This is a genomic window from Aeromonas sp. 602200, from assembly GCF_049173895.1.
Taxonomy (GTDB): Bacteria; Pseudomonadota; Gammaproteobacteria; order Enterobacterales; family Aeromonadaceae; genus Aeromonas; species Aeromonas veronii_A.
Genome location: NZ_JAAKSL010000001.1, coordinates 563,624 through 586,281, shown reverse-complemented (window position 1 = coordinate 586,281; position 22,658 = coordinate 563,624). Strand labels below are relative to the sequence as shown.

The window sequence follows — 22,658 nt, the reverse complement described above, 5'->3', positions numbered from 1 at the left end:
AAAAAGAGGCTCCCGCGCGAAGCGGGAGCGGGGTGATCAGGGCTTGAGCAGTTGCAGCGACTCTTCTGCTGCCTTGCCTTGAGAGAGGGTGATATCGACCCGGCGATTCGCCTGGCGATGTTCGGGGGTGTCATTAGCAAAGCGGGGTTGAGTGTCGGCAACCCCCTGAGCGATGACTCGTCTGGCATCCAGCTGGGGGTTGGTCAGCATTGTTTGCACGATGGAAGAGGCCCGCAGCACCGAGAGCTCCCAGTTGTTGCGATAGAGCTCCACCGGCGCCTGGGAGTTGTCGGTATGACCGGTGACCACTACCTGCCCCGGGATATTGGCCAAAATGCCGGCGATCTTGTTGACCAGCGGGATGAACTGGGGCTGCAGGAACGCCGAATCAGAGGGGAATAGCGCCTTCTCGCCGATGCGGATCACCAGCTGGCTGCCAAGCTGCTCGACCTCGAGATCCTTCGATTCGATCTGGGCCTTTAGCTGCTGCTCCAGCTTCTGCTTGGTCACCTGCACCCACTCCTGCTCCTGGGTCTTGTGGGGCCAGGCTTCGGTGGCGCTCGGTTTTTCCGAGGCACCTATGGTCTCGTTGAAGGGGTCCGATGCCGCCATGGGGGCATCTTTCTCCAGCACAGTCTCCTCTTTCGGGCTGCTCGGCGTGGTTTTTGATTCCGGCTCGAGAATCCCTGTGCCCCCCTGCATCAAGGGTGAGCCGGCAGGCGGGGAGATGAGGCCGATTTTACCCAGAGACTCGATAAAGCCCTGGATAAGCACCCGGGTTTCGGACTGTTTGGCCATGGCAAAGGAGTAGAGCACCACAAACAGGGCGAACAGCAGGGTCATGAAGTCGGCATAGGAGACCAGCCAGCGTTCGTGGTTCTCCGGTGCTTCAGCCTTTTTCTTTTTCGCCACCGTGACCTCCCAGATAAGGTTCGAGGGTAACTTGCAGGCGTGCCTGGGACTCGCCATCCACGATGCAGAGAATGCCGGTCAGGGTCATCTCCTTGTAGTGGCGGATCTGGTGGGCAAACCCTTTGTAACGGTTGCCGAACGGCAAGAAGATCAGGTTGGCGGCGGATACCCCGTAGATAGTGGCGATAAAGGCCACGGCGATGGCGCCGCCCAGCTTGTCGGGGGCATCCAGCAGACCCATGGCGTGGATCAGGCCAAACACCGCGCCGACGATCCCCATGGTCGGGCAGTAGCCGCCCATGGCTTCGTAGAATTTGACCGTCTGTTCGAGATCTTCCTGCTCGAACTCGATCTCGTTCTCCAGCACCTCGTGTATCTTGGTCTTTTCGTAACCATCAACCATCATCTGCACCCCTTTCTTCAGGAAAGGATCCTTGATCTCGTCGATCATCCCTTCCAGCGCCAGCATGCCGCTGCGGCGGGCGTTGCCTGCCAGGGTCTCCAGCAACAGGGCCTGTTCATGCATATCGAGCTTGAGGGGGGAGAGCAGCCATTTGAAACGCTTCATGGTGCTGCCGACGACGGAGAAAGGGAACTGGGTCAGCGCAGCACCTATGGTGCCACCGATCACAATGAGGAATGCGGGCAGATCGAGCAGTGCACTGGGGTGCCCCCCCTCGATCATGTTGCCGCCAAGGATGGCGATCAACGCCAGCACCAAGCCAATCAAGCTCATTTTTTACACGTCCCTGTATGGTGATAATCGCTAGTGTAGCTAGTTAAGTATCAGTTTTTCAAAATGATATCCAATCGCTGAGCAATTAATCGGCGTGGTATGTGGCAACGGGTGTGGCGCACAACGCTGGGGGGCTGAGTGCTGTTATGGCATCTGTGGCTAGAGACTGATCCCATAAGAGCAAGGAGCGAAACAAGCAGTGCGCAATCATCCAGATCCGGGAATCCATGTCGCCCAATAAAGAGCTTCTCCTCTCGGGACCATGTCCTGGTGATTAGGTGAACGTGCTTATAAAGAAGGCGACCATAAGGTCGCCTTCTTGTTTCGTATTTTGCAGAGCATGGTTCGATGCCAGAGTGGCTATCAGAGCACCATGGCGGCAATCCAGCCGAAGATCACCAGCGGGATGTTGTAGTGAATAAAGGTGGGCACCACGCTGTCCCAGATATGGTCATGCTGGCCATCGGCGTTGAGGCCGGAGGTGGGGCCCAGAGTTGAATCAGATGCAGGTGAACCCGCATCCCCCAGCGCGCCTGCGGTACCGACCAGGGCGATGATCGCCATCGGTGAGAAGCCGAGCTGCAGACAGAGCGGCACATAGATGGTGGCGATGATGGGCACGGTGGAGAAGGAGGAGCCGATCCCCATGGTGATGAGCAGGCCAACCAGCAGCATCAGGAAGGCGGCGATCCCCTTGTGCTGACCGATGCCGGAGGCGACCACCTGAACCAGAGAGTCGACCCCGTGGGTCGCCTTCATCACGGCGGCAAAACCGGCGGCGGAGATCATGATGAAGCCGATCAGCGACATCATCCGCACCCCCTGGGTGAAGGCATCCTGGCTTTCGCGAAACTTGATGACGCCGCCGCAGGTGAAGATGACAAAACCGGCTAGCGCACCCAGTACGATGCTGTTGGTCATCAGTTGCAGCCCCAGCGCTACGCCAATGGCCAGCAGGGCCACCCAGATGTGGGTGAGGTTGAGCTCGACCGCTTCGGGCTCGGCATCCAGGATCTTGGCCAGATCGTACTGGCGCGGTTTGCGATAGCTGATGAATACCGCAATCAGCAGGCCCAGTACCATACCGGCAACCGGAATGGCCATCGCCAGCGGGATCTGGCTGGTGGTGATGGGCACGCCGTTATCGATCAGGTTCTTGGCCAGAATGTTATTCAGGAAGATGCCACCAAAGCCGACCGGCAGCACCATATAGGTAGCTGTCAGGCCAAAGGTGATGACACAGGCCACCTGACGACGGTCGATCTGCATCTGCGCCATCACATGCAGCAGCGGCGGGATCAGGATGGGAATAAAAGCGATGTGAACCGGGATCAGGTTCTGGGACGAGATAGCCACGGCCAGCACGGAAGAGAGCAGCAGGGTTTTGACCCACATGATGCGGGTCGAGCTGGCATCCTTGCCCAACTGGCTGATCACCTTGCGGGCCAGCAGGTCGGTGATCCCGGAGCGGGAGATGGCAACTGCAAAGGCGCCCAGCATGGCGTAGGAGAGGGCAATCTCGGCGCCACCGCCCAGGCCACCGCTGAAGGTGGTGAGGGTATCTGTCAACGACAACCCGCCCACCAGACCGCCCGCAATGGCACCCAGCGCCAGCGAGACCACCACATTGATCCGCAGCAGACTGAGCACTAGCATCAGCCCGACTGCGATAACAACTGGATTCATTTGATTTCCTTATAGTTTGTTATTGCTGTCTGTCATGTGAAGGGGAGTTAGTTTGCGAAAAATGTGACAAATGTCGAGAAAAAAATCAGTCAAACCCCTCATATTGCAGCAGCATGTGGCACAAGGTTGCTCAACCTGAGGGTTTGTGACCTGTTTGTCTCCGTGCATCCCGCGCTCAGCGGTGGATAGTGACCTTGATAGCGATTTCCGGTGCGCTGTGCAATCAATCACTTCCCCAAAAAGCGAAGGCTGCCAGTGGCAGCCTTCATCCGTTTATTCTTGTCCCTCATCATCGGTAGGGGCATCGGTTGTGTCATCATCCGGATGCGCAGGCGGCCAACCCCCCATGCTCTTCCAGCGGTTAACGATATGACAGAACAGCTCTGTGGTGCGTTCGGTGTCATAGAGGGCAGAGTGCGCCTCTTTATTGTCAAACGGGATGCGGGCGCTCTGGCACGCTTTGGCCAGCACGGTCTGCCCCAGCGCCAATCCGGAGAGAGCAGCGGTGTCGAAGGTGGCAAACGGGTGGAACGGATTGCGCTTGAGGCCAGCGCGCTCGGCGGCAGCCATCACGAAGCCGTGATCAAAGGTGGCGTTGTGGGCCACTATGATGGCGCGGCCGCAATCCTGCTCCTTCATCCCCTTGCGGATTCCCTTGAAGATCTCGGTCAGCGCCTCTTTTTCCGAGACAGCGCCACGCAACGGGTTGTAGGGATCGATGCCGGTGAACTCCAGCGCGGCCTTTTCCAGGTTGGCCCCTTCGAAGGGCTCGACATGAAAGTGGAATATGTGATCGGGAACGAGCCAACCCTGCTCATCCATTTTCAGGGTGTAAGCCGCTATCTCGAGCAGGGCATCGGTCTTGGCGTTGAACCCGGCTGTTTCAACATCGATGACGACGGGGTAAAAACCACGGAAACGGCCCTTGAGGGTATGAACTGCGTCGGTCATGGGATCTCGGTCGGGATAAAATGAGGCGGCATTATGGCAAAAAAGCACAGGCTTGTCCCCCATCCCGTTGCAGTAAGCCGCTTACAATGCAGTGCCTGGTTTCAGTATCGGTGCAGCCACCAGCGGGCGGCAATCAACGCCGTGAACGACCCCAGCAGGGCGCTGGCCAGCACATCCACCGGCCAGTGCATCCCCATTACCATGCGCGACAGACCAATTCCCAATGCCCACAGTGGCAGCAGCCAGACGCCCGTGGGAGCGCGGGCCAGCCAGATCAGACCAAAAAATTGGGCCAGGCTGATGGCGGCGATGCTGTGGCCAGAAGGGAAGGCGTAGTTCACCTCGTCCTGCCAGTGGTGGCCGAGCCACTCTGGCAGGGCCAGCAACTGGCTGGCCGCATGCACCTGCTCACTGCGTACATCGACGCTACTGGCGTAGAAGCTTTTAATGGCCGGGATCAGCCCCTGACTCTCCAGCCAGAGCAGGTAGGGTCTGGGCTCTTCGGTCAGGTGTTTGACCAGGCTCTTGATCACCCAGTCGCTGGCAAGCAGGGCAGCCAGTACACACCCCAGCGCAATGAAGGGCGCCAGCTCCAGTTTGAGTTTGTAGCGGGTCAGTAGCAGCAAGAGGGCGCCACTGACCCCGATCCCGGGAATATCGACCATGCGGGTAAGGGCGTATAACCACCATAGCCAGCCTGACTGCAGTGAACCGGTCAGAAAAGGCTGCCAGGGCAGGGTGGCGAGCATCAGCAGGGGCAGGATCAACAGGGCAGTGAAGCCAAGCACCTGACTGCGGGTGAGTGAGGAGATAGAGAGCGACGAGAAATGTGGCGGCATGGTGGATATGGGCGATCGCGAAAAAGAGGGGCATTGTGCCACCGTGACATGCCCGGACAAAGCCGAGCAGCACGTTTGTTACCTCTGCTTACACATTTGTGGCGACATCCTCAGTTTGAACAGCAGGAGAGAGTGGCCACCGAACAATGTGGTCCCCTTTCGCGCCTGATTGCATCACAGGCTGAAATCTCGGGCGGCTTTGCGCTAGAATGGCGCCCCCGTGGCGGTTGTGACCAAAGAGAGCCCGATGAAGATAGTCGTTGATGAGAATATGCCCCATGCCGTGGAGCTGTTTGCCGAATTTGGCGAGGTGATCCCCTTGCCCGGACGGCAGATGCAGGCCTGCGATCTGCTCGATGCCGATGTGCTGCTGGTGCGTTCGGTCACCCGCGTCAACGGCGATTTGCTGGCGACCAGCCCCAAACTCGGGTTTGTCGGCACCGCCACCATAGGCACCGACCATGTGGACAAGGCGTTGCTGGCAAGCCGCAATATTCCCTTCTTCAGCGCCCCCGGTTGCAACAAGTATTCGGTGGGGGACTATGTGCTCTCCGCTTTGCTGGTGCTAGCGGAGCGCTATGAACTCGACCTCTCGGCCATGACTTTGGCGGTGATTGGCGCGGGCAATACCGGCGAGTGTGTGGCTGGCAAGGCCCAAGCGCTCGGCATGCGGGTACTGCGCTGCGATCCGCCCAGGGCGCGGGATAATCCCGATGCGGGCTTTGTCGATTATCAGACCGCTCTTGGTGCCGATATCGTCAGTTTCCACGTGCCCATTACCCGTGAAGGGCCGGATGCGACCTACCATCTGCTCGATGCCGAGCAGATTGCCGCGCGTCCTGCCGGGCAGATCCTGATCAACGCATCCCGTGGCGAGGTGTGGGATAACCGGGCCCTGCTGGCGCGCCAGTTGGGCGATGCGCCGTTGCGACTGGTGATGGATGTGTGGGAGAACGAGCCCGAGCCACTGGCTGCGCTGGTGCCCCATACCGAGATTGCCACCCCCCATATCGCCGGTTACAGCCTGGAGGGGAAGGCCCGCGGTACCTGGATGCTCTATCAGGCGCTCTGCCAGCAGCTGGGACGCCAGCCTCGTCAGGATTTGAGTAAGCTCCTGCCAGCCCCCGATGTGCAGGCGGTGGTGCCGGGCCGCACACCGGATCAGGCGCTGATCAAGCAGCTGGTGCATCTGGTCTATGATGTGCGCCGCGATGATGCCCGTTTCCGGGCCCGACTCGGCCTGTCCGGCAGCTTTGACGAGCAGCGCAAACATTATCCCGAGCGCCGTGAACTATCCTCCCTGCAGATCGAGGGCGCGTTTGCCAGTCAGGATCTCGGTGCGTTGGGATTTGCGCGGTCACGTCCCTGAATCGGGGGCTAAGAGTTGGAAGATAACCGGAAGGGGTGAGCCGTACTGGCTACCTCGACCCCATTTTTTACTGAGCTGGCGCAGATACTACTGCGCCGGCTCAGCCATATCAGGCAGCGTCATCTCGCCGTGCGGGAGCCAGCCGACCATGGCGCCACCCGGCGCCATTGCAGCATTATCAGAGGAGAAAAGAATGAGCCAGCAGTTTAACGTAGCGGTATTGGGTGCCAGCGGCGCCGTGGGTCAGGCGATGATCGAGATCCTGGAAGAGCGCGAATTTCCGGTAGCGACCCTCTATCCGCTGGCTTCCAGCCGCAGCGCCGGTGATACCGTGCGCTTTGGCGGCAAGAACCTCGAGATCCTCGATGTGGAGGAGTTTGACTGGAGCCAGGTGCAGATCGCACTCTTCTCCGCCGGTGCCGAGGTCTCGGCCAAGTGGGCGCCGATTGCTGCCGAACACGGCTGCATCGTCATCGACAACACCTCCTGCTTCCGTTACGACGAAGATATCCCGCTGGTGATCCCGGAAGTGAACCCGGATGCGCTGGCCGATTTTCGCAATCGCAACATCATCGCCAACCCCAATTGTTCCACTATCCAGATGCTGGTGGCTTTGAAGCCGCTGCACGACGAAGTGGGCATTGCCCGCATCAACGTGGCCACCTATCAATCCGTGTCAGGCTCCGGCAAAGAGGGTGTCAGCGAGCTGGCGGGACAAACTGCTCATCTGCTCAACGGTCGTCCGGTGGAACCGACCCTCTATCCGCAGCAGATCGCCTTTAACCTGATCCCGCAGATCGACAGCTTCACCGACAACGGCTACACCCGTGAAGAGATGAAGATGGTGTGGGAAACCCAGAAGATCCTGGGGGATGCCAGCATTGCCGTGAACCCCACCTGCGTGCGGGTGCCGGTATTCTACGGCCACGCCGAGGCGGTACACGTCGAACTGCACCAGCCGCTCGATGCCGAACAGGTCAAGGAGCTGCTCCGCAATGCGCCGGGTGTGACCCTGTTTGATGACGAAGGGGACTATCCGACCCCGGTGCGTGACGCAACCGGCAAGGATGAGGTGCTGGTGGGTCGGGTGCGCCAGGATATTTCTCATCCAAGTGGTATCAATATGTGGATCGTGGCCGATAACGTTCGTAAGGGCGCGGCAACCAACAGTGTACAGATTGCCGAGCTGCTGGTTCGCGACTATCTGTAAGGCAGGTCAGATGCCACAGATGCGCAGCAGGGAGTGCTGCGCATCCGGCCTGTGATAAATCGGGGGTGTGACCCATGCCGCACTCCGTCACTTCAAGATTCTGTTGCGATATCAACTGATTAAGTTTTTTCCTACACTCAGAGTCAAGTCGGGTGCTAAATGTGTCGGACTACTGGCTTGCGACGCGAGCCTGATTTATATTGAACCGACTGTTTTGGGGTAACTATCCAGATTTTTCAATGTGATAGGGCCGTCATACGAAGGAACGAATATGGGACATTCCCGCATAACATTGGCAACGCTACTCGCATTGGGTCTGCTGGGCTCCGTCCAGGCTGAAGACGCTGCGCGGGAGCCTTTTTTTGTCGAGCTAAAAGGCCCTGACGAGCCCGCACCTCCAGCCGTCAATTCCCAGCCGCTGGCGCAACCGGTCGCCAGACCCGTGGCGCAACCGGTACGTGCAACCGCCCAGCCGGTGGTACGTCAGGTCACGGCCAATGCCGGTAGTTATGGCCCTGTTCGTCCAACCGATACTCTCTGGAGTCTGGCGAGCAAATACCGTCCCTCCAGTAGTGTCAGCGTCTACCAGACCATGGTGGCGATCTACGAGAAAAACCCCCGCAGTTTTGCCGATGGCAATATCAACCACATTCTGGTGGGGTCACGCATCCTGTTGCCGACCGTGGCCGAGGCGAGCGTCATCACCGATGCCCAGGCGCGTGCTAAGTTCCGCAGCGACAACGCCAGCTGGAAGGGGTTAAGCCCCAAGTATCTCGCCGAGAAGCAGGCCCATGGCGCCAAACCGGCGGCCAAGCCCGTGAAGGTTGAGACTGCCAAAGCCGAACCGGTGAAAACCGCGCCAGCTCCTTTGCCTGCGGCAAAAGCGGCACCCATTCCTGCTCCTGTCGTAGCACCGCAACCGTCTGCTGAAACCAAAGATGTTGTCAAGGCGAGTGAGCCTGCGCCAAAAGAGGCGGTGGCCCCAGTCCCGGCGACGAGCGCCGCAGCAAGCACCACACCGGCGCCTCTGCCTTCCGATCTGGAAAAACCGGTGGGCAAACCGGCCACCGAGATGGCGCTGGCGCTGGAAGATGCCAATGCCCAGCTCGGTCAGGTGACCGAGATGAACCACAGGCTCAAACTGCGCTTGCAATCTCTCACCGAAGAGGTCGAGACCCTCAAGGCCCAGTTGCAGGATCAGACCGCGCTGCAAAAAGAGCTCGCCGAGCTGAAGGCCAGACCTGTCCCCCCCGTGGTGGCAGAGCCTGAACCCAAGCAGCACTGGCTGATGGAGCTGCTCTCCTCACCGCTCAACCTTGCCATGATCATCCTGCTGCCGGTGCTGCTGGTATTGGCGCTGGTGACCCTGTGGCTGCGGGCCCGTGCCCGTCGCGAGCTGGAGGAGCAGGAGAAGAGCCTCTCCGAGTCCACCGCCATGATGATGGATCAGGAGCAGAGCGAGTTTGACGATCTGCTGAGTGTCGATGTGACCGACAACGAGCCGGTACGCCCGGTGCCGGATCTCAATACCCCTGATGGCTTTATGCCGGTCGAGCCAGATGAATCGGCTAAAAAGCCGGATGTTGATCTGGTTTTCAGCGACGATGGCGAGATCGATCTGCAAGGTTTCGAGCCGGAGCGAATGGCTGCCCAGTCAGCCAGTCGTGACCCGGATCTGGTGCCGGATCTCGATCTCTCGCTGGATGAGCCTGTCGCGTTGGCCAATGAACCCGACATGGATCTGGCCAGCGAGTTCAATCCCAAGTCCAGGGATGCTGATGAGCTCATGAGCGAAGAGGAGCTGCAGGCAGCCCTGTTTGCCGAACTGGATGCGGATCTTTCGGCTGATCTGGAACCGGAGTTGAGTGCAAGCAGCAAGAGTACGGCTGCTGATGATCTGGCCAGTTTTGATCTGGGTGATTTTGAAAATGAGCTGGATAAACCGGCTGCGGGCGAGGGCAATAATGCCATCGACTTGAGCGTGGATGGTTCGGCTGATGATATGTTGGCCGAGTTGGGGCTTGAGCCAACCAAAGGCAAGGAGACCGAGCTCGATCTTGAGTGGGATCCCAACGAACTGGCGCTCTCCGATTTCGAGGATGCCTTTACCGAAGTGGAGTCTCATCCGGCAGAATTGCAGCCAAGGGAACAGGCCCAGGCAAGCGGTTACGTCGAGATCGACAAGCTGCTGGCCGATGCGGATGCCACCGCGCCGGAGCAGGAGCCCTATCAGGGTCTCTCGCTGGACGTGGGGCTCGATGGTTTCCCCGAGGTGTTGCCTGAATCCACCGGCTTTGATGTGGATGCCGATGACGGCGGTGTGGGGGCCAAGCTGGATCTGGCCCGCGCTTACCTCGAGATCGACGACAAGGATAGCGCCCGCGAGCTGCTGCAAGAAGCGGCAGAGCAGGGCACCGAGCATCAGCGTGCCGAGGCGGAAAAACTGCTCAAGCGGTTGGGGTAAAATTGTCCCTGTCGCGGGATCAGCAAGAAGGGGGCAGCCATTGGCTGCCCCCTTCTTCATGGCAATTTGCACAGGGTGAATTCTCCGCCCATGCAAGCCAATCAGGCGGTTTGTGGGACTTTTCGAGTTGAGCGCGTATAATCCGCCCCGTTTCTTTCACTGCGTTTCACAACAAGACAAGTTTATCCATGCGAATTGCCCTAGGTATTGAATATGACGGCAGCCGGTATTTCGGTTGGCAGCGTCAGCGTGAAGTGATCAGCGTGCAGGAGGAGTTGGAGAAGGCCATCAGCCGGATCGCCAACCACCCTGTCTCCATCCAGTGTGCCGGACGCACCGATGCCGGTGTCCATGCGACCGGTCAGGTGATCCACTTCGATACCGAGGCGAACCGTGCCGAAGGGGCCTGGACCCTGGGGCTCAATTCCAACCTGCCGCCGGATATCGCCGTGCGCTGGGTCAAGCAGGTGGACGAGAGCTTCCACGCCCGCTTCAGCGCCACCGCCCGTCGCTACCGCTATGTCATCTACAACCACAACTACCGGCCGGCGATCCTCGGCAGTGGCGTCAGCCACTACCACGAGACCATCGATGCCGAGTTGATGCACCAGGCGGGCCAGAGCCTGCTGGGGGAGCACGACTTCAGCACCTTCCGTGCCGTCGCCTGCCAATCCAACACCCCGTGGCGCAATGTGACTCATCTGTGTGTCAGCCGCTCCGGCCCCTACATCGTGCTCGACATCAAGGCCAACGCCTTCCTGCACCATATGGTGCGCAACATCACCGGCTCCCTGCTGCTGGTGGGGCAGGGGCTCAAACCGGTGCAGTGGATTGCCGAGGTGCTGGCTGCCAAGGATCGCAATCTGGCCGGGCCGACCGCCAAGGCCGGTGGCCTCTATCTGGTCGATGTGGATTACCCGGCCGAGTTTGCTCTGCCGCAGTTGCCGCTCGGCCCGCTGTGGCTGCCGGACTCGGCACCGGGTACGACCAGTTTTTAGTAACTGCGCCCGAAAAATTGTGGTTTAATGACCCGTCATTTGTTGCCATCGAGCTATTAAGTCATTGAACAATCTAGGCTCGATGCGTTTTGTCAGGCACAAAAGCATTAAGGAATTCCATGAGCTGGCTTGAGAAGATTCTTCCCAAGAGCAAGATCACTGCGCCTCGTCGTCACAACATTCCGGAAGGGGTGTGGACCAAGTGCAGTGCTTGTGAACAGGTGCTCTACCGGGCAGAGTTGGAGCGCAACCTCGAAGTGTGCCCCAAGTGTGATCATCATATGCGCATCAGCGCCCGCGCCCGTCTCGAGAGTTTCCTCGATGAGCAGGGTCGTACCGAGATCGGTGCCGAGCTGGAGCCGCAGGATGTACTGAAATTCAAGGATTCCAAGCGCTACAAGGATCGTTTGTCTGCCGCTCAGAAAGAGACTGCGGAGAAAGATGCGCTGGTGGTGATGAAAGGGACCCTCAAAGGGGTACCGGTTGTCGCCTGTTCGTTCGAATTCTCCTTCATGGGGGGCTCCATGGCCTCCGTGGTCGGTGCCCGCTTCGTGCGTGCTGTCGAGGAGTGCATCAAGGAAGGCCGTGGCCTGGTCTGCTTCTCCGCCTCTGGTGGTGCTCGCATGCAGGAAGCGCTGTTCTCCCTGATGCAGATGGCCAAGACCAGTGCAGCTCTGGATCGTCTGTCCAAGGCGGGCCTGCCCTATATCTCCGTGCTGACCGACCCCACCATGGGTGGCGTCTCTGCCAGTCTGGCGATGCTGGGTGACATCAACGTGGGCGAGCCCAAGGCGCTGATCGGCTTTGCCGGCCCGCGCGTTATCGAGCAGACCGTGCGCGAGAAACTGCCGGAAGGCTTCCAGCGCTCCGAGTTCCTGCTGGAAAAGGGTGCCATCGATATCATCATCGATCGCCGCGAAATGCGTAACCGTCTGGCCAGCCTGCTCGCCAAAATGCTGAATACTCACGTCATCGAAGAGTGAAGATGAGTTCAAACATGCAACAATCCCAAAGCCGGTCGCTTGTCGACTGGCTTTCTTATTTGGAGCAGATCCATCCGGTCAATATTGACATGGGGCTGGATCGGGTCGGTGCCGTTGCCCGGCGCATGGGTCTCACCCAGCTGCCGTTCAAGGTGATCACGGTGGCGGGTACCAACGGCAAGGGCTCCAGCTGTGCCATGGCGGCCAGCATTCTGATGGCCGCAGGCTACAAGGTCGGTGTCTACTCCTCGCCCCATCTGCTGCGCTTTACCGAGCGGGTGCGGGTCAACGGGCAAGAGCTGCCCGACAACGATCACTGCGCCGCCTTTGCCGAGGTGGAAGCTGCTCGCGGCGAGATTGCCCTTACCTTCTTCGAGTTCGCCACCCTGGCCGGTTTGTGGCTCTTCTGCCGCGCCGCCCCAGATGTGCTGCTGCTGGAAGTGGGGCTGGGCGGTCGACTCGACGCCACCAATGTGGTGGAGTCCGATGTGGCGATGATCACCTCCATTGCCCTCGATCACTGCGACTGGCTGGGTGATACCCGCGAAGCAGTGGCGGTGGAGAAGGCGGGGGTCTATCGCGCCGGTAAACCCGCCATCAGCGGTGAGCCCAATCCGCCTGCGACTATCGCGAGCGAAGCGGCGCGTCTTGGCGCCAACCTGCGTCAAGTCGGTATCGATTTTCGTGGCGATGAGCACGAGAGCGGTTGGGATTATCACGGCCTGAACCAGTGGCGGGATCTGCCAAAACCGGCGTTGCCACTGATGAACGCGGTGACCGTGCTGGCGGCGCTGGAATCCCTTGGCTTGCCGCTGCCGGAGTCCGCCATTCGTGACGGGCTTGCCAATGCCCGGCTGGCTGGCCGGATGCAGCAGTTGCAAAGTGCGCCGCTGGTGATCGTCGATGTAGCCCACAACCCCCATTCGGCGGCCTATCTGGCCGCGCAATTGCGCAAGATGCCCTGCTCGGGTGTACGCCGCGCCGTGGTCGGCATGCTCAAAGACAAGGACATGGCGGGCTCCCTTGCCGAACTCGATGGCTTGATTGGCGAGTGGTATCTGGCCAGCCTCACCGGCCCGCGCGCCGCCACCTCTGCGCAACTGGCTGCGGCGTTGGGAGAGGGCAAGGGGCCTGCCAGGGAGTTTGATGATGTCAGCGCCGCTTATCAGGCAGCGTTGGCCGCATCGAGTCCGGACGATATGGTCATTGTGTTTGGTTCGTTTTACACTGTCGCCGACATTCTGGCGGGTGTCGCCGTCTAGGCCACACCCCGGCTCCCCGGCCCTCGGGCGGGGAGCCAAATCGCATATTGAGTTACGTAAAGGTAGGATTCAACTTGGCCTCGAAGTTTCAAAACCGTCTGGTGGGCACCGTCATCCTGGTGGCCCTGGTTGTTATTTTCCTGCCGGACTTGCTGGATGGTCACAAGCTGGCACAAAAGGAGGAGGCCTTTGCCAAGATCCCGCTGCGCCCCGAGCTGGAGCCTGCCAAGCCTGCGCTGCAGGTCTCGGCGGCCAGCAGCCTGCCAGCCGATCATCTGGCCAGCCAGCAACAGGCCTCTGCGGCCCAGCAGTGGCAAGTGGAAGAGGTAGCTGACCCCATGACCCTCGCCGGTCAGGGCAACGGCGGGCAGCCGGCGACAACCCCTGCCGCACCGGCGCCGGTCCAGCCGCAACAGAATGCTCAACCCAAGCCACAGCCCAAGCCGGAAGTGGTGGCCAAAAAACCGGTCGAACCGCCAAAGCCAGCACCCAAGCCGACGCCAGCCAAACCGGTTGAAGTTGCCAAGGCACCCACACCGACCAAGCCGCAGGCGGGTCAGATCAAGTCCCTCGACGATCTGATTGAAAGCAAGATGACCCAGCCGACCACTCCCGCGCCTGCTGCGGCACCGGCGCAGGGCAGCTGGATCCTTCAGCTTGGCGCCTTCAAGAACGTCGACAGCGTCAACGCGCTGGTGAGCAAGCTGCGGGCGGCGGGCTACTCTGCCCACACCTCGCCGCGCACACCGGTTCAGGGTCAGCTCAACCGGGTCTTTATCGGGCCGGATGTCTCCAAGGCCAAACTGCAGGGGATGCAGGGGCGGATCTCCCAGATGACCGGCCTCAGTGGCTCGGTGGTCTCTTACAATCCGTGACGGCTTGCAGTTGGCAATGGCCCTTTGAAACAAACACCGCGCTCCGTGCGCGGTGTTTTTTTATCTGGCTGCCGTGATTTTTAAGGTCGACGTCGTACAGGTCACCCCCCGGTTGGGATTTTCGGGCAGTTGGGGTAGTCTGAGCCCTTCTGCTACTCACAGGAGTTCAAGATGATCCTCTCGACGACCCCCACGCTGGAAGGCAAAACCATTCGTGAATACCGCGGCATCGTGGTTGGCGAAGCCATTCTCGGCGCCAACATTTTCAAGGATCTCTTCGCCGGGATCCGCGACATCATCGGCGGCCGCTCTGGCGCCTATGAAAAAGAGCTGGCCCGTGCCCGCGAGATCGCCTTCGATGAGCTGAAAGAGCGTGCCGCCGCCCTTGGCGCCAATGCGGTGGTCGGCATCGATATCGACTACGAGGTGGTGGGGCAAAACGGCAGCATGCTGATGGTCAGTATCAGTGGTACCGCCGTGGTGGTCTGATCGGGCATCCACTTTTGCATTGGCAATGAGCCGATAACCGGATTATCGGCTTTTTTATTGCTTGGCAGATACGTGTTGTTTGTAAGATTTTTTCTCAACGCATTGATTCTAAATATTTATATTTATTAATAATTCCACTGACCGGTTTTATTTTTTTTAACTGGGTAGCCCGAGAGGGTCAAGCTAGAGTGCCGCCATCAGGAACGACACCGCTCACGGACGAGGTTCTCTTCTCTTGAAGGCGTATCACTATGAATCAAAAACCTGCTCTGCTGACCCTTGTCATGTTGGCCATGACCGCCCATGCCGGCAGTGCCCTCGCGGCGCTGCCCAACTTCAGCGCCACCTGTCCCACCGATATCCGGGTCAAGTCGCAAGGGGGCAATGTCTTTATCAATGGCAAGAAGGCTACCCTGAAAACGCAGGCGCCCGCCGCCTATTCGGCCACAAGCGGCAAGGTGGTCATCGGGATCACCTTCGATCTGCCCGCCAGCGAACCCACCCTGGATTACGTCATCAAGCATGATCGCCGGGCCCACGGCTTTTGTACCGTGCACGCCTGGTCGGCGGGCAAGGCCGCCGCACTGCCGATGGCCAAGGGGGACTCGCCCTATCAGGGCAAGTGGATCGCCAAGAATCGCGAGACAGGCGCCACGGTGGCCAATATTCAGGTGGATGGCAAGGAGCAGGTGTGGGTTAACGGGGTCAAGGTGAAGGCGAAGCGGGCCGATGGTGCGCTGCAGTTTCGTCAGGGCACCATCCTCTACACCTTGCAGGGGGATCCGCGCATTCGCGATGAGAGCGACTGGAATGACAGCGATGTTCAGAATACCGGCCCCATCCGGCTCGAGTAACAGACACGCCGTGCCACGGCTTGTCATTGATGCAAAAAACAGAGAGCGGCATGGCCGCTCTCTGTTTTCTTGTTTCTATTGGATGATAGCCGTGCGGGGTTAGATGCCGTGGATGGCGTTGGCTTCCCCATACCAGTCCAGTTTGTCGGCCAGAGTGACTACCGAGCCGATGATGATGAGGCTCGGGCTCTTCACCTGACGGGCCAGTTCGGCCAACTGCTGCAGCTCGCCGCGCACCACCCGCTGACTGAGCTGGGTGCCTTGCTCCACCAGCGCCACCGGGGTATGACCGGGCATGCCGTGGGTTTGCAGCTCATCCTGAATGCGGGCAGCGTGGGCCAGCCCCATGTAGAAGACCAGAGTCTGGCGGCGGGCCGCCAGCGCCGACCACTCCTGGGCGATATTGCCCTCCTTGTCGTGGCCGGTGATGAACTGCACCCGCTGGGCATGATCGCGGTGGGTGAGGGGAATGCCGCTGTAGGCGGCGCAGCCCGACGCAGCCGTAATGCCCGGTACTACCGAGAAGGGGATGCCCGCCTCGGCCAGGGTTTCCAGCTCCTCGCCACCCCGGCCAAAGATAAAGGGATCGCCCCCCTTGAGCCGCACCACCTGTTTGCCGAGGCGGGCCTGCTCCAGCAATAGCTGGTTGATCGCCTGCTGGGGCACACAGTGGCGGCCCGCCTCCTTGCCAACAAAGATCCGCTCGGCATCCCGGCGCACAAGTGCCAGCACCTCCTGCGACACCAGCCGGTCATAGACCACTACATCCGCCTGCTGCAACTGCTGCAGACCGCTTAGGGTAAGCAGTCCCGCATCGCCAGGGCCGGCGCCCACCAGGGTTACGCTTCCCTTGCTCTGCAGTGGCTCATTCAATAGCTCTGCGACGCTCTGCTCGGCAGCTTGCTGCTGGCCGCGGGCCAGCTGGCATGCCAGTCGCTCATGGCTAAAGAGTCGCTCCCAGAAGCGGCGGCGGGCCAGCTTGTCCGGAATGAGTTTGACCCGCTCGCGCAGCTTGCCCGCCAGCGCCGCGAGCTGGCCGAGGTGTTGCGGCAGCATGGCTTCAAGTTTTTCCCGCAGCTGGCGGCTTAGAACCGGGGCCGCGCCTGCGCTGGAGATGGCCACCATCAGCGGCGAGCGGTCGATGATGGCAGGCATGATGGCGCTGCAGTGGGCCGGAGAGTCCACCACATTGCAGAAGATCTGGCGCAGGCTCGCCTCATGAAAGACCTGATGGTTGACCTCTGGATTATTGGTGGCAGCGATCACCAGCCACTTGCCATCGAGCAGTTCGGGATGAAAATTGGCGGCGCAGATGGTCAGGCGGCCCTGCTCGGCCCAGCTCATCAGCTGGGGTTCCAGATGCGGGGCATTGATGGTGATCTTCGCCTTGGTATCGAGTAGCAGGCGCGCCTTGCGTACCGCCACCTCACCGCCGCCGACGATCAGGACCGGTTTGTTTTGCAGCTGACAAAAGAGAGGGAGAAAGTCCATAACAGGCTCCGGATGCTGGCCCGCTCGCAATGCCGCGCCGGGCGAGATAGCAGGGCGCGCCGTGACGCACCCCGGATGGTCGGGGGAAAGATCCCCCGACGGGAATAAAAAAGGGGAAGGGTGATCTACGCCCGGGCCAACGACAGATCCCCACCGGTGTCGGCCACTTGATCACGCTTCCCCAAACGAGGTTTTTCCTATGGCACTGCTTTGACGTGCATGTTGGCGACGTACTGATCTTCGGCCCAGAAGATGCGGTCAGCGACCATGGCTTCCGGATTGAGGGTGACGCCGCGCAGCACCCGCTCCTTGAACTTGTGATAACCGGCCCGGTCGATAAGGTGACCCATGTGCAGATAGATGGGTTTGCCATCCAGCATCTCGGTCTCGAACTCGAACAGGTTCTTGATCACCGCATGCAGCACCTCTTCGGTGACCCAGTTGAGAAACAGCTTGCCGGTACGGGGAGTCTTTTTGCTGGTGCGTCCTCCCAGCTTGACCATGTAGAGCTGCTTGGGATCCCGCTGCCAGGCCAGGGTCGGGCAGGCCAGTACGCACTCGCCACAGCCGATGCACTTGCTCTCCTCCTTGACCGCCTTGCCATGCTTGATGGCGATGCATGCCTTGATGCAGGCGCCGCAGCCGATGCAGCGCTCGGCATTGAAGTGGATTTTGGCGATGCCGAGGATGCCGAAGTCGGCCATGTTGGCCTTGGCGCAGTCGTTGGGACAGCCGGCGATCACCATCTTGAGGTGATAGGGGTTGGGGTAGAGGTGTTTCTCCATCCGCTGAGCCAGCCCGGTGCAGTCGATATTGCCCTTCTGGCAGATGGTGTTGCCCTGACAGGCGACGATGTTGCGCCCGCCGATGGTCTGGTAACCGGCTGTGGTGTCCTCTACCTCGATGCCGCAGGTCTCCACCTCGATCTCCTTGATAAAGGGTTCGAGGGCGGCGTTGACCTTGTCCATGTCCTGATATTTGATGCCGGGCATCGCCAGCTTCTGGCGGGTGGTGAGGTGGATCAGGCCGTTGCCGTACTGTTCGGCGATCTGCTGGGCCACCGCCAGCAGGTGGGCGGGCATGATCCCGCCGGGAATGCGTACGCTGATCATCGCTTCGCCGCGCACCTTGGAGAGGCGGTATTCGTTCTTGGCGCGGGCCTTGATGATGTCGATATCGAGACTCATGGTGTTCTCCCTCAGTCGATCAGATGCTGGGCCTGGTCAAAACGAAAGACCGGTCCATCCACGCAGATATAGGTGTCGCCCATCCGGCAGTGGCCGCATTTGCCCACGGCGCAGGCCATGCGGCGTTCGTAGTCGACCCAGATGCGATCCTTGGGGATGCCCCGTTCGAGGAAGGCGAGCACCACGAAACGGATCATGATGGGGGGGCCGACCACGATCACCTGGATATCCTCCTTGTCAGCGAGATCCAGCTGGTCGATGTAGTCGGTAACCCGGCCGATGCGAAACTGCTCGCTCTCCTTGCCCTCGTCCAGGGTGACGATGAGGTTCTGCTGCTCGGCCCAGAGCGGCATCTCGTGGCAATAGAGCACCGCCTGCTCGTTCTTGAAGCCGAGGATCATGTCGAGGGATTTCACCTGTTCCGGATGTTTGCTGAAGCGGCGCAGCAGCCCCTTGACCGGCGCGACGCCGGTGCCGCCCGCTACCACGATGAGGTGCTGGTTGTGGTAGGTCTCCAGCGGATAGCCGTTGCCGTGGACGCCGCGCATCCACACCTTGTCGCCCACATCGAGGGCAAACAGCGCATCGGTCACCTTGCCGACCTTGCGGATCAACAGATCCACATAGCCATCGCCATAGTCGGAGACCGAGATGGGCGCTTCGCCGACGGTGGGCAGGGAGATCTCCACAAACTGGCCGTAGTGGACATCAAAGTCGCGGGAGACCCGAAAGTTCCACTCAAGCTCGGTGTGGCGCTCGATGGCCAGAATGGTGTAGGCCTTGGGCAGCAGGCGGTTTTCGACCACGCCCTGCTGCGGTTCTGCTGTTGCGGTTTGCTGGCACTGGCACATATCAGTTCGCCCCCTGCGCGTTGTCGGCTGCGATGGTCTGTTCGACCACATCGGTCATCTTGTTGATGATGTTGCTAAAGGAGATGTAGTGAGGGCAGCGATCGTCGCAGCGGCCGCAGCCAACGCACATGTGCTCCTCCCCCTGACGGGCCTTGTAGTCGTTGACCTTGTGCAGGGCGCGATAACGCAGGCGCTCGCCATGCTTGGCGCGAAAACCGTGGCCACCGGCCATGTCGCTGAAGCCATCCACCATGCAGCTGGCCCACTGGCGACGGCGCTCACCCTGCTTGGGGTTCTCCGCATAAGTGAGGTCGTGCACGCTGTAGCAGCTGCAGGTCGGGCAGGAGGTGGTACAGCGGCCGCAGCCGATGCAGCGGCTGTCGTACTCGGCCCAGACCGGATGAGCGGTGAGGATCTGGCGGATCCGCTGGGGGTCGTCACAGACGCTGTCCGGGGTGCGTACCTTGACCGGGTTGCTCTGGACAAATTCCGGGGTGAAGTCATCGGATTCACCCAGTTCGGCAAAGTAGCCGAGCAGCTCGGGATCCTTCACCTCGATGCGGGCACCCTCATCGCTCAGACGAATGGCGGCGGCGTAGTCCCGGGTCTCGTTGCTGCCCATGGAAACGCAGAAGCAGTTCTCGAAGCTCTCGCTGCACTCCAGCAGTACCAGCTTGAGCTTGCTGCGCAGCCGGGCGTAGTAGACGTCGCTGTTCTGGCCATTTTTCAGGTAGACCTGATCCAGCCTGCGCAGGGCGTGGATATCACAGCTGCGCAAGAACAGCAGGGTGGGCTTGGCCTCCACCTTGGATTCGCGCAGCTCCAGATTGTCGAAGTGGAACAGGGTCTGGGTGATGGGGAGCACCACCTCTTTCGGGGAGAAGTGGGACTTCTCCTGCCACACCAGATCGGCCGGATGGCGGATGTTGTGGTAGGTGACGTTGTCGGTGTCGGAGAAGCGGCCACCCCGATATTCGGCCGCGGGCGCCATGATCCGGTAATCGGGCAGCAGCCGCTCGAACAGCTGCGCCAGCGCGGGATGGGTGAGAAGAAACGACATAAATAAACACCTTGTATGAGGGTGAGATGCCCTGGCATAGGGATGAGGAGCGGGCCGGTCAGGATGTCTGGCATCGGTTCTGGCCGCGCTTGCCTCGCCACGGTCTGTTTTTATGACTCATGTTGCTCAACTGACCCGATTGTTATTGTGTTGGCGGCGCGTGCGTCGCGGCAGGTCGGGTCATGCCTGTAAAACCCTTATCAATTGAGCAGGGCGGCCTGATAGCCTGCGCACTTGCCCATCACGTATCCCATCTCCAGCTTGTTGATATCGCGGGTAAAACGGGAAACGGGGAAGTAGTCAGCCGGGGCGATCACCTCGATCTGGCAGTCCTCCGGCGGATTGGCGATAAAATCGAGCGCCTCGTTGTAGCTGCGATCCCGCTGCTCCAGCGCCTGTGCCAGCGCGGGGCGGGTCTTGAGCAGAGTGCGGATCATCCAGGGGAAGGGCATCGGCTTGAGCCGATAGCCAAGGGGCTCGGAGAGGATCACCGTCAGGTGACGGGCTCCGCGGCGGTAGGCTTCGATCACCGGTATGGAGTCGGCCACCCCGCCATCTGTCATCGGTACCCCGTGCACCTCCGGGTATTCATGGGAGGCGAGGGGAATGGCGCAGCTGGCGGGCAGCACCTCGTTCATGTTCTCCGGCTTGACCCGGATGTACTCCGCCTTGCCGGTCAGGGTATTGGTCACCACTGCATAGAAGGGGATGCCGGTCTCCCGGTAGGCGTGAATGTCGAGGGGATACTTGCTGCAGCTGGTGTTCCACAGCCAGTGGATATCCACCAGATTGCCCCCCTTGGCAAAGCGCAGGGGATCCATAAACTGCTGGCTGCACGCCAGTTTGGTCAGGATCTCGTGGCTGCGGCCATGCTGGCTGGCGAGATAAGCCAGCAAGTTGGTGGCCCCCGCCGAGACGCCGATGGCGAAGTCAAAGGGGCGATAGTCATGCTCGATAAACGCATCCAGCACGCCGCTGGCAAATATGCCGCGCATGGCGCCGCCTTCTACAACCAATGCGCTGGGGGATGCGTTTTTGTTCATGACAGGCACCTCATTGATAAGTCAGAGAGAAAAAGTGGGAAAGAGAACGTTCGGGCTGTCAGGCCGACCATTCTGACAACCAACCGGGGTTGGCCATCGCGATGAGGTCATTCTAGGAAGGGGATGGTGTTTAGAATATCTGTTAATAATGAATCAAGAGTTTTGTATTTCTAAACGATCGTAATAAACCCGTTGTGATCAAAGGGATTGTGTAGGAGTCTCAACGACTCTGTGATGGCTGGATATTGGCAAGGATGAGTGTGTCATGACGTTATTGGTTCCCCCGCTGCTCCGACGTGGCGATACCATCGCTTTTTTCTCCCCCTCCAGCGCGGCGACCGCCTGGGCTCCGCAGCGTTTTGCCCGCGCAAAAGCCTTTCTTGAGGGGCAGGGCTTTAGGCTCAAGGCGGGCAGCCTCACCGGCCAGCAGGATCACTGGCGCTCCGGCTCCATCGCCGCGCGGGCCGAGGAGCTCAACGCCCTTATTCGCGACCCCGAAGTGCGCTGCATCATGTCGGTGATTGGCGGCAGCAACTCCAACTCCCTGCTGCCCTACCTCGATTTTGAGGCGCTGAGGCGCGACCCCAAAATCATCGTCGGCTATTCCGACGTGACGGCGCTGCTGCTCGGTATTTATGCCCAAACAGGCTTGGTTACCTTCTATGGCCCGGCGCTGGTGGCCTCCTTTGGCGAGTTGCCGCCGCTGGCGGATGAGACGCTGGCCAGTTTTTTACAGATTGCGTTGGCCGACGAAGCTGGCGTCCCCTGCACGCTGCCCACCCCGGTGCAATGGAGTGATGAACGGCTGGACTGGGAGAATCAGACCCGGGCCAAGCAGTGCCAGCCCAATTGGCTGATCTCGGTGGGTTCAGGTCGGGTTGAGGGACGACTGATTGGCGGCAACCTCAACACCATGGCGGGGATCTGGGGCTCCCCCTATATGCCGCCCATCGAGCGCGGCGACATTCTGCTGCTGGAGGACAGCCTGAAATCAGCCGAGACGGTGGAGCGCTCCTTTGCCCATCTCAAGCTGTGCGGGGTGTTTGAGCGGATCGGCGCCCTTATCCTTGGCAAGCACGAGCTGTTCAACGATCAGGGCAGCGGCAAACGCCCTCTCGATATCCTGCTGGAGGTGGTGGGGGAGCCGGATTTCCCCATTCTGGCGGAGTTTGATTGCGCCCATACCCACCCCATGCTGACGTTGCCGCTGGGTATCGAGGTGGAGCTCGATCTCGACCGCCAGCAGCTCACCTTGCTGGATCCCTGGTGGGATGACTGTTGAGGCTATGTTGCCAAGGGAGATGAAGCACACATGCTATGTGCTGAAGAGGATTGATGAATGCTCGACACCGCCCATCAAGGGTAGTTTGCGGCAACAAGCGCGACTCGGGAGCGCGC

The 22,658-nt window shown here is 60.1% G+C and carries 20 protein-coding genes; 10 read left to right on the top strand and 10 right to left on the bottom strand.

The annotated features are described in order from the left end of the window. Positions 1-36: 36 nt before the first annotated feature. From G5221_RS02505 to G5221_RS02485, 5 genes are all read right to left on the bottom strand, one after another. The gene (locus G5221_RS02505) at positions 37-912 is read right to left on the bottom strand and encodes a flagellar motor protein MotB (protein ID WP_194496089.1); all 876 of its coding nucleotides are present in this window, start codon (positions 910-912) and stop codon (positions 37-39) included. Further along, positions 890-1,648, bottom strand: coding sequence for a flagellar motor protein (locus G5221_RS02500; RefSeq protein ID WP_421262753.1), 759 nt, complete (start codon positions 1,646-1,648; stop codon positions 890-892). Before G5221_RS02500 ends, G5221_RS02505 begins: the two co-directional genes overlap by 23 nt. A gap of 363 nt (positions 1,649-2,011) precedes the next feature. After that, positions 2,012-3,334 (bottom strand): Na+/H+ antiporter family protein, encoded by a 1,323-nt coding sequence (locus G5221_RS02495; RefSeq protein ID WP_005344933.1) that lies wholly within the window; start codon positions 3,332-3,334, stop codon positions 2,012-2,014. Between the two features lie 273 nt (positions 3,335-3,607). Beyond that, positions 3,608-4,285, bottom strand: coding sequence for a ribonuclease T (rnt, locus tag G5221_RS02490; RefSeq protein ID WP_216953912.1), 678 nt, complete (start codon positions 4,283-4,285; stop codon positions 3,608-3,610). 101 nt (positions 4,286-4,386) lie between these two features. Further along, positions 4,387-5,124: a phosphatase PAP2 family protein gene (locus G5221_RS02485; RefSeq protein WP_421262752.1), complete on the bottom strand. Its 738-nt coding sequence runs from the start codon at positions 5,122-5,124 to the stop codon at positions 4,387-4,389. A gap of 247 nt (positions 5,125-5,371) precedes the next feature. Between G5221_RS02485 and G5221_RS02480 the strand changes: the two genes are divergently transcribed. The 9 genes from G5221_RS02480 to G5221_RS02440 all read left to right on the top strand — a co-directional run bounded on the left by G5221_RS02480 (position 5,372) and on the right by G5221_RS02440 (position 15,628). Further along, positions 5,372-6,493 carry a 4-phosphoerythronate dehydrogenase gene (locus G5221_RS02480; RefSeq protein ID WP_421262751.1) on the top strand — a complete coding sequence of 374 codons (1,122 nt, stop codon included), beginning with the start codon at positions 5,372-5,374 and terminating at the stop codon, positions 6,491-6,493. A gap of 193 nt (positions 6,494-6,686) precedes the next feature. After that, complete coding sequence (locus G5221_RS02475) at positions 6,687-7,703, top strand: aspartate-semialdehyde dehydrogenase (RefSeq protein WP_107684968.1); 1,017 nt, start codon at positions 6,687-6,689, stop codon at positions 7,701-7,703. A gap of 271 nt (positions 7,704-7,974) precedes the next feature. Beyond that, on the top strand, positions 7,975-10,167 hold the full coding sequence (locus tag G5221_RS02470) for a FimV/HubP family polar landmark protein (RefSeq protein WP_421262750.1): 2,193 nt from the start codon (positions 7,975-7,977) through the stop codon (positions 10,165-10,167). Between the two features lie 188 nt (positions 10,168-10,355). Beyond that, a complete protein-coding gene (gene truA, locus G5221_RS02465; RefSeq protein ID WP_421262749.1) occupies positions 10,356-11,165 on the top strand; it encodes a tRNA pseudouridine(38-40) synthase TruA in 810 nt (269 codons plus the stop codon). Positions 11,166-11,284: 119 nt separating this feature from the next. Further along, positions 11,285-12,148: an acetyl-CoA carboxylase, carboxyltransferase subunit beta gene (gene accD, locus G5221_RS02460; protein ID WP_042053089.1), complete on the top strand. Its 864-nt coding sequence runs from the start codon at positions 11,285-11,287 to the stop codon at positions 12,146-12,148. A gap of 2 nt (positions 12,149-12,150) precedes the next feature. Continuing rightward, positions 12,151-13,410, top strand: coding sequence for a bifunctional tetrahydrofolate synthase/dihydrofolate synthase (gene folC, locus G5221_RS02455; RefSeq protein ID WP_421262748.1), 1,260 nt, complete (start codon positions 12,151-12,153; stop codon positions 13,408-13,410). Between the two features lie 74 nt (positions 13,411-13,484). Beyond that, positions 13,485-14,285, top strand: a complete 801-nt coding sequence (dedD, locus tag G5221_RS02450; RefSeq protein WP_279489274.1) for a cell division protein DedD — start codon at positions 13,485-13,487, stop codon at positions 14,283-14,285. A 171-nt stretch (positions 14,286-14,456) separates the two neighbouring features. Beyond that, positions 14,457-14,774, top strand: a complete 318-nt coding sequence (locus G5221_RS02445) for a heavy metal-binding domain-containing protein (RefSeq protein ID WP_005333757.1) — start codon at positions 14,457-14,459, stop codon at positions 14,772-14,774. A 251-nt stretch (positions 14,775-15,025) separates the two neighbouring features. Beyond that, a complete protein-coding gene (locus tag G5221_RS02440) occupies positions 15,026-15,628 on the top strand; it encodes a hypothetical protein (RefSeq protein WP_421262747.1) in 603 nt (200 codons plus the stop codon). 99 nt (positions 15,629-15,727) lie between these two features. Here the strand turns inward: G5221_RS02440 and cysG are convergent, their stop codons facing one another. From cysG to G5221_RS02415, 5 genes are all read right to left on the bottom strand, one after another. After that, complete coding sequence (gene cysG, locus G5221_RS02435; RefSeq protein WP_421262746.1) at positions 15,728-17,119, bottom strand: siroheme synthase CysG; 1,392 nt, start codon at positions 17,117-17,119, stop codon at positions 15,728-15,730. 197 nt (positions 17,120-17,316) lie between these two features. Further along, entirely contained in the window at positions 17,317-18,306 is a 990-nt protein-coding gene (asrC, locus tag G5221_RS02430; protein ID WP_421262745.1) for a sulfite reductase subunit C, read from the bottom strand. An 11-nt stretch (positions 18,307-18,317) separates the two neighbouring features. Then, complete coding sequence (gene asrB / locus G5221_RS02425; RefSeq protein ID WP_421262744.1) at positions 18,318-19,157, bottom strand: anaerobic sulfite reductase subunit AsrB; 840 nt, start codon at positions 19,155-19,157, stop codon at positions 18,318-18,320. Position 19,158: 1 nt separating this feature from the next. After that, positions 19,159-20,217: an anaerobic sulfite reductase subunit AsrA gene (asrA, locus tag G5221_RS02420; protein ID WP_421262743.1), complete on the bottom strand. Its 1,059-nt coding sequence runs from the start codon at positions 20,215-20,217 to the stop codon at positions 19,159-19,161. A gap of 200 nt (positions 20,218-20,417) precedes the next feature. Beyond that, the gene (locus tag G5221_RS02415; RefSeq protein WP_042053080.1) at positions 20,418-21,260 is read right to left on the bottom strand and encodes a patatin-like phospholipase family protein; all 843 of its coding nucleotides are present in this window, start codon (positions 21,258-21,260) and stop codon (positions 20,418-20,420) included. Positions 21,261-21,525: 265 nt separating this feature from the next. On the opposite strand from G5221_RS02415, the gene G5221_RS02410 reads away from it, so the two are divergent. Then, complete coding sequence (locus tag G5221_RS02410) at positions 21,526-22,542, top strand: S66 family peptidase (RefSeq protein ID WP_421262742.1); 1,017 nt, start codon at positions 21,526-21,528, stop codon at positions 22,540-22,542. Positions 22,543-22,658: the final 116 nt, after the last annotated feature.

What these genes read in the sequence shown, in the direction of transcription:
- G5221_RS02500 (WP_421262753.1), bottom strand. Translation starts at nt 1,648, where the DNA reads ATGAGCTTGATTGGCTTGGTGCTGGCGTTGATCGCCATCCTTGGCGGC.
- G5221_RS02495 (WP_005344933.1), bottom strand. Translation starts at nt 3,334, where the DNA reads ATGAATCCAGTTGTTATCGCAGTCGGGCTGATGCTAGTGCTCAGTCTG.
- rnt (WP_216953912.1), bottom strand. Translation starts at nt 4,285, where the DNA reads ATGACCGACGCAGTTCATACCCTCAAGGGCCGTTTCCGTGGTTTTTAC.
- G5221_RS02485 (WP_421262752.1), bottom strand. Translation starts at nt 5,124, where the DNA reads ATGCCGCCACATTTCTCGTCGCTCTCTATCTCCTCACTCACCCGCAGT.
- G5221_RS02480 (WP_421262751.1), top strand. Translation starts at nt 5,372, where the DNA reads ATGAAGATAGTCGTTGATGAGAATATGCCCCATGCCGTGGAGCTGTTT.
- G5221_RS02475 (WP_107684968.1), top strand. Translation starts at nt 6,687, where the DNA reads ATGAGCCAGCAGTTTAACGTAGCGGTATTGGGTGCCAGCGGCGCCGTG.
- G5221_RS02470 (WP_421262750.1), top strand. Translation starts at nt 7,975, where the DNA reads ATGGGACATTCCCGCATAACATTGGCAACGCTACTCGCATTGGGTCTG.
- truA (WP_421262749.1), top strand. Translation starts at nt 10,356, where the DNA reads ATGCGAATTGCCCTAGGTATTGAATATGACGGCAGCCGGTATTTCGGT.
- accD (WP_042053089.1), top strand. Translation starts at nt 11,285, where the DNA reads ATGAGCTGGCTTGAGAAGATTCTTCCCAAGAGCAAGATCACTGCGCCT.
- folC (WP_421262748.1), top strand. Translation starts at nt 12,151, where the DNA reads ATGAGTTCAAACATGCAACAATCCCAAAGCCGGTCGCTTGTCGACTGG.
- G5221_RS02445 (WP_005333757.1), top strand. Translation starts at nt 14,457, where the DNA reads ATGATCCTCTCGACGACCCCCACGCTGGAAGGCAAAACCATTCGTGAA.
- G5221_RS02440 (WP_421262747.1), top strand. Translation starts at nt 15,026, where the DNA reads ATGAATCAAAAACCTGCTCTGCTGACCCTTGTCATGTTGGCCATGACC.
- cysG (WP_421262746.1), bottom strand. Translation starts at nt 17,119, where the DNA reads ATGGACTTTCTCCCTCTCTTTTGTCAGCTGCAAAACAAACCGGTCCTG.
- asrC (WP_421262745.1), bottom strand. Translation starts at nt 18,306, where the DNA reads ATGAGTCTCGATATCGACATCATCAAGGCCCGCGCCAAGAACGAATAC.
- asrB (WP_421262744.1), bottom strand. Translation starts at nt 19,157, where the DNA reads ATGTGCCAGTGCCAGCAAACCGCAACAGCAGAACCGCAGCAGGGCGTG.
- asrA (WP_421262743.1), bottom strand. Translation starts at nt 20,217, where the DNA reads ATGTCGTTTCTTCTCACCCATCCCGCGCTGGCGCAGCTGTTCGAGCGG.
- G5221_RS02415 (WP_042053080.1), bottom strand. Translation starts at nt 21,260, where the DNA reads ATGAACAAAAACGCATCCCCCAGCGCATTGGTTGTAGAAGGCGGCGCC.
- G5221_RS02410 (WP_421262742.1), top strand. Translation starts at nt 21,526, where the DNA reads ATGACGTTATTGGTTCCCCCGCTGCTCCGACGTGGCGATACCATCGCT.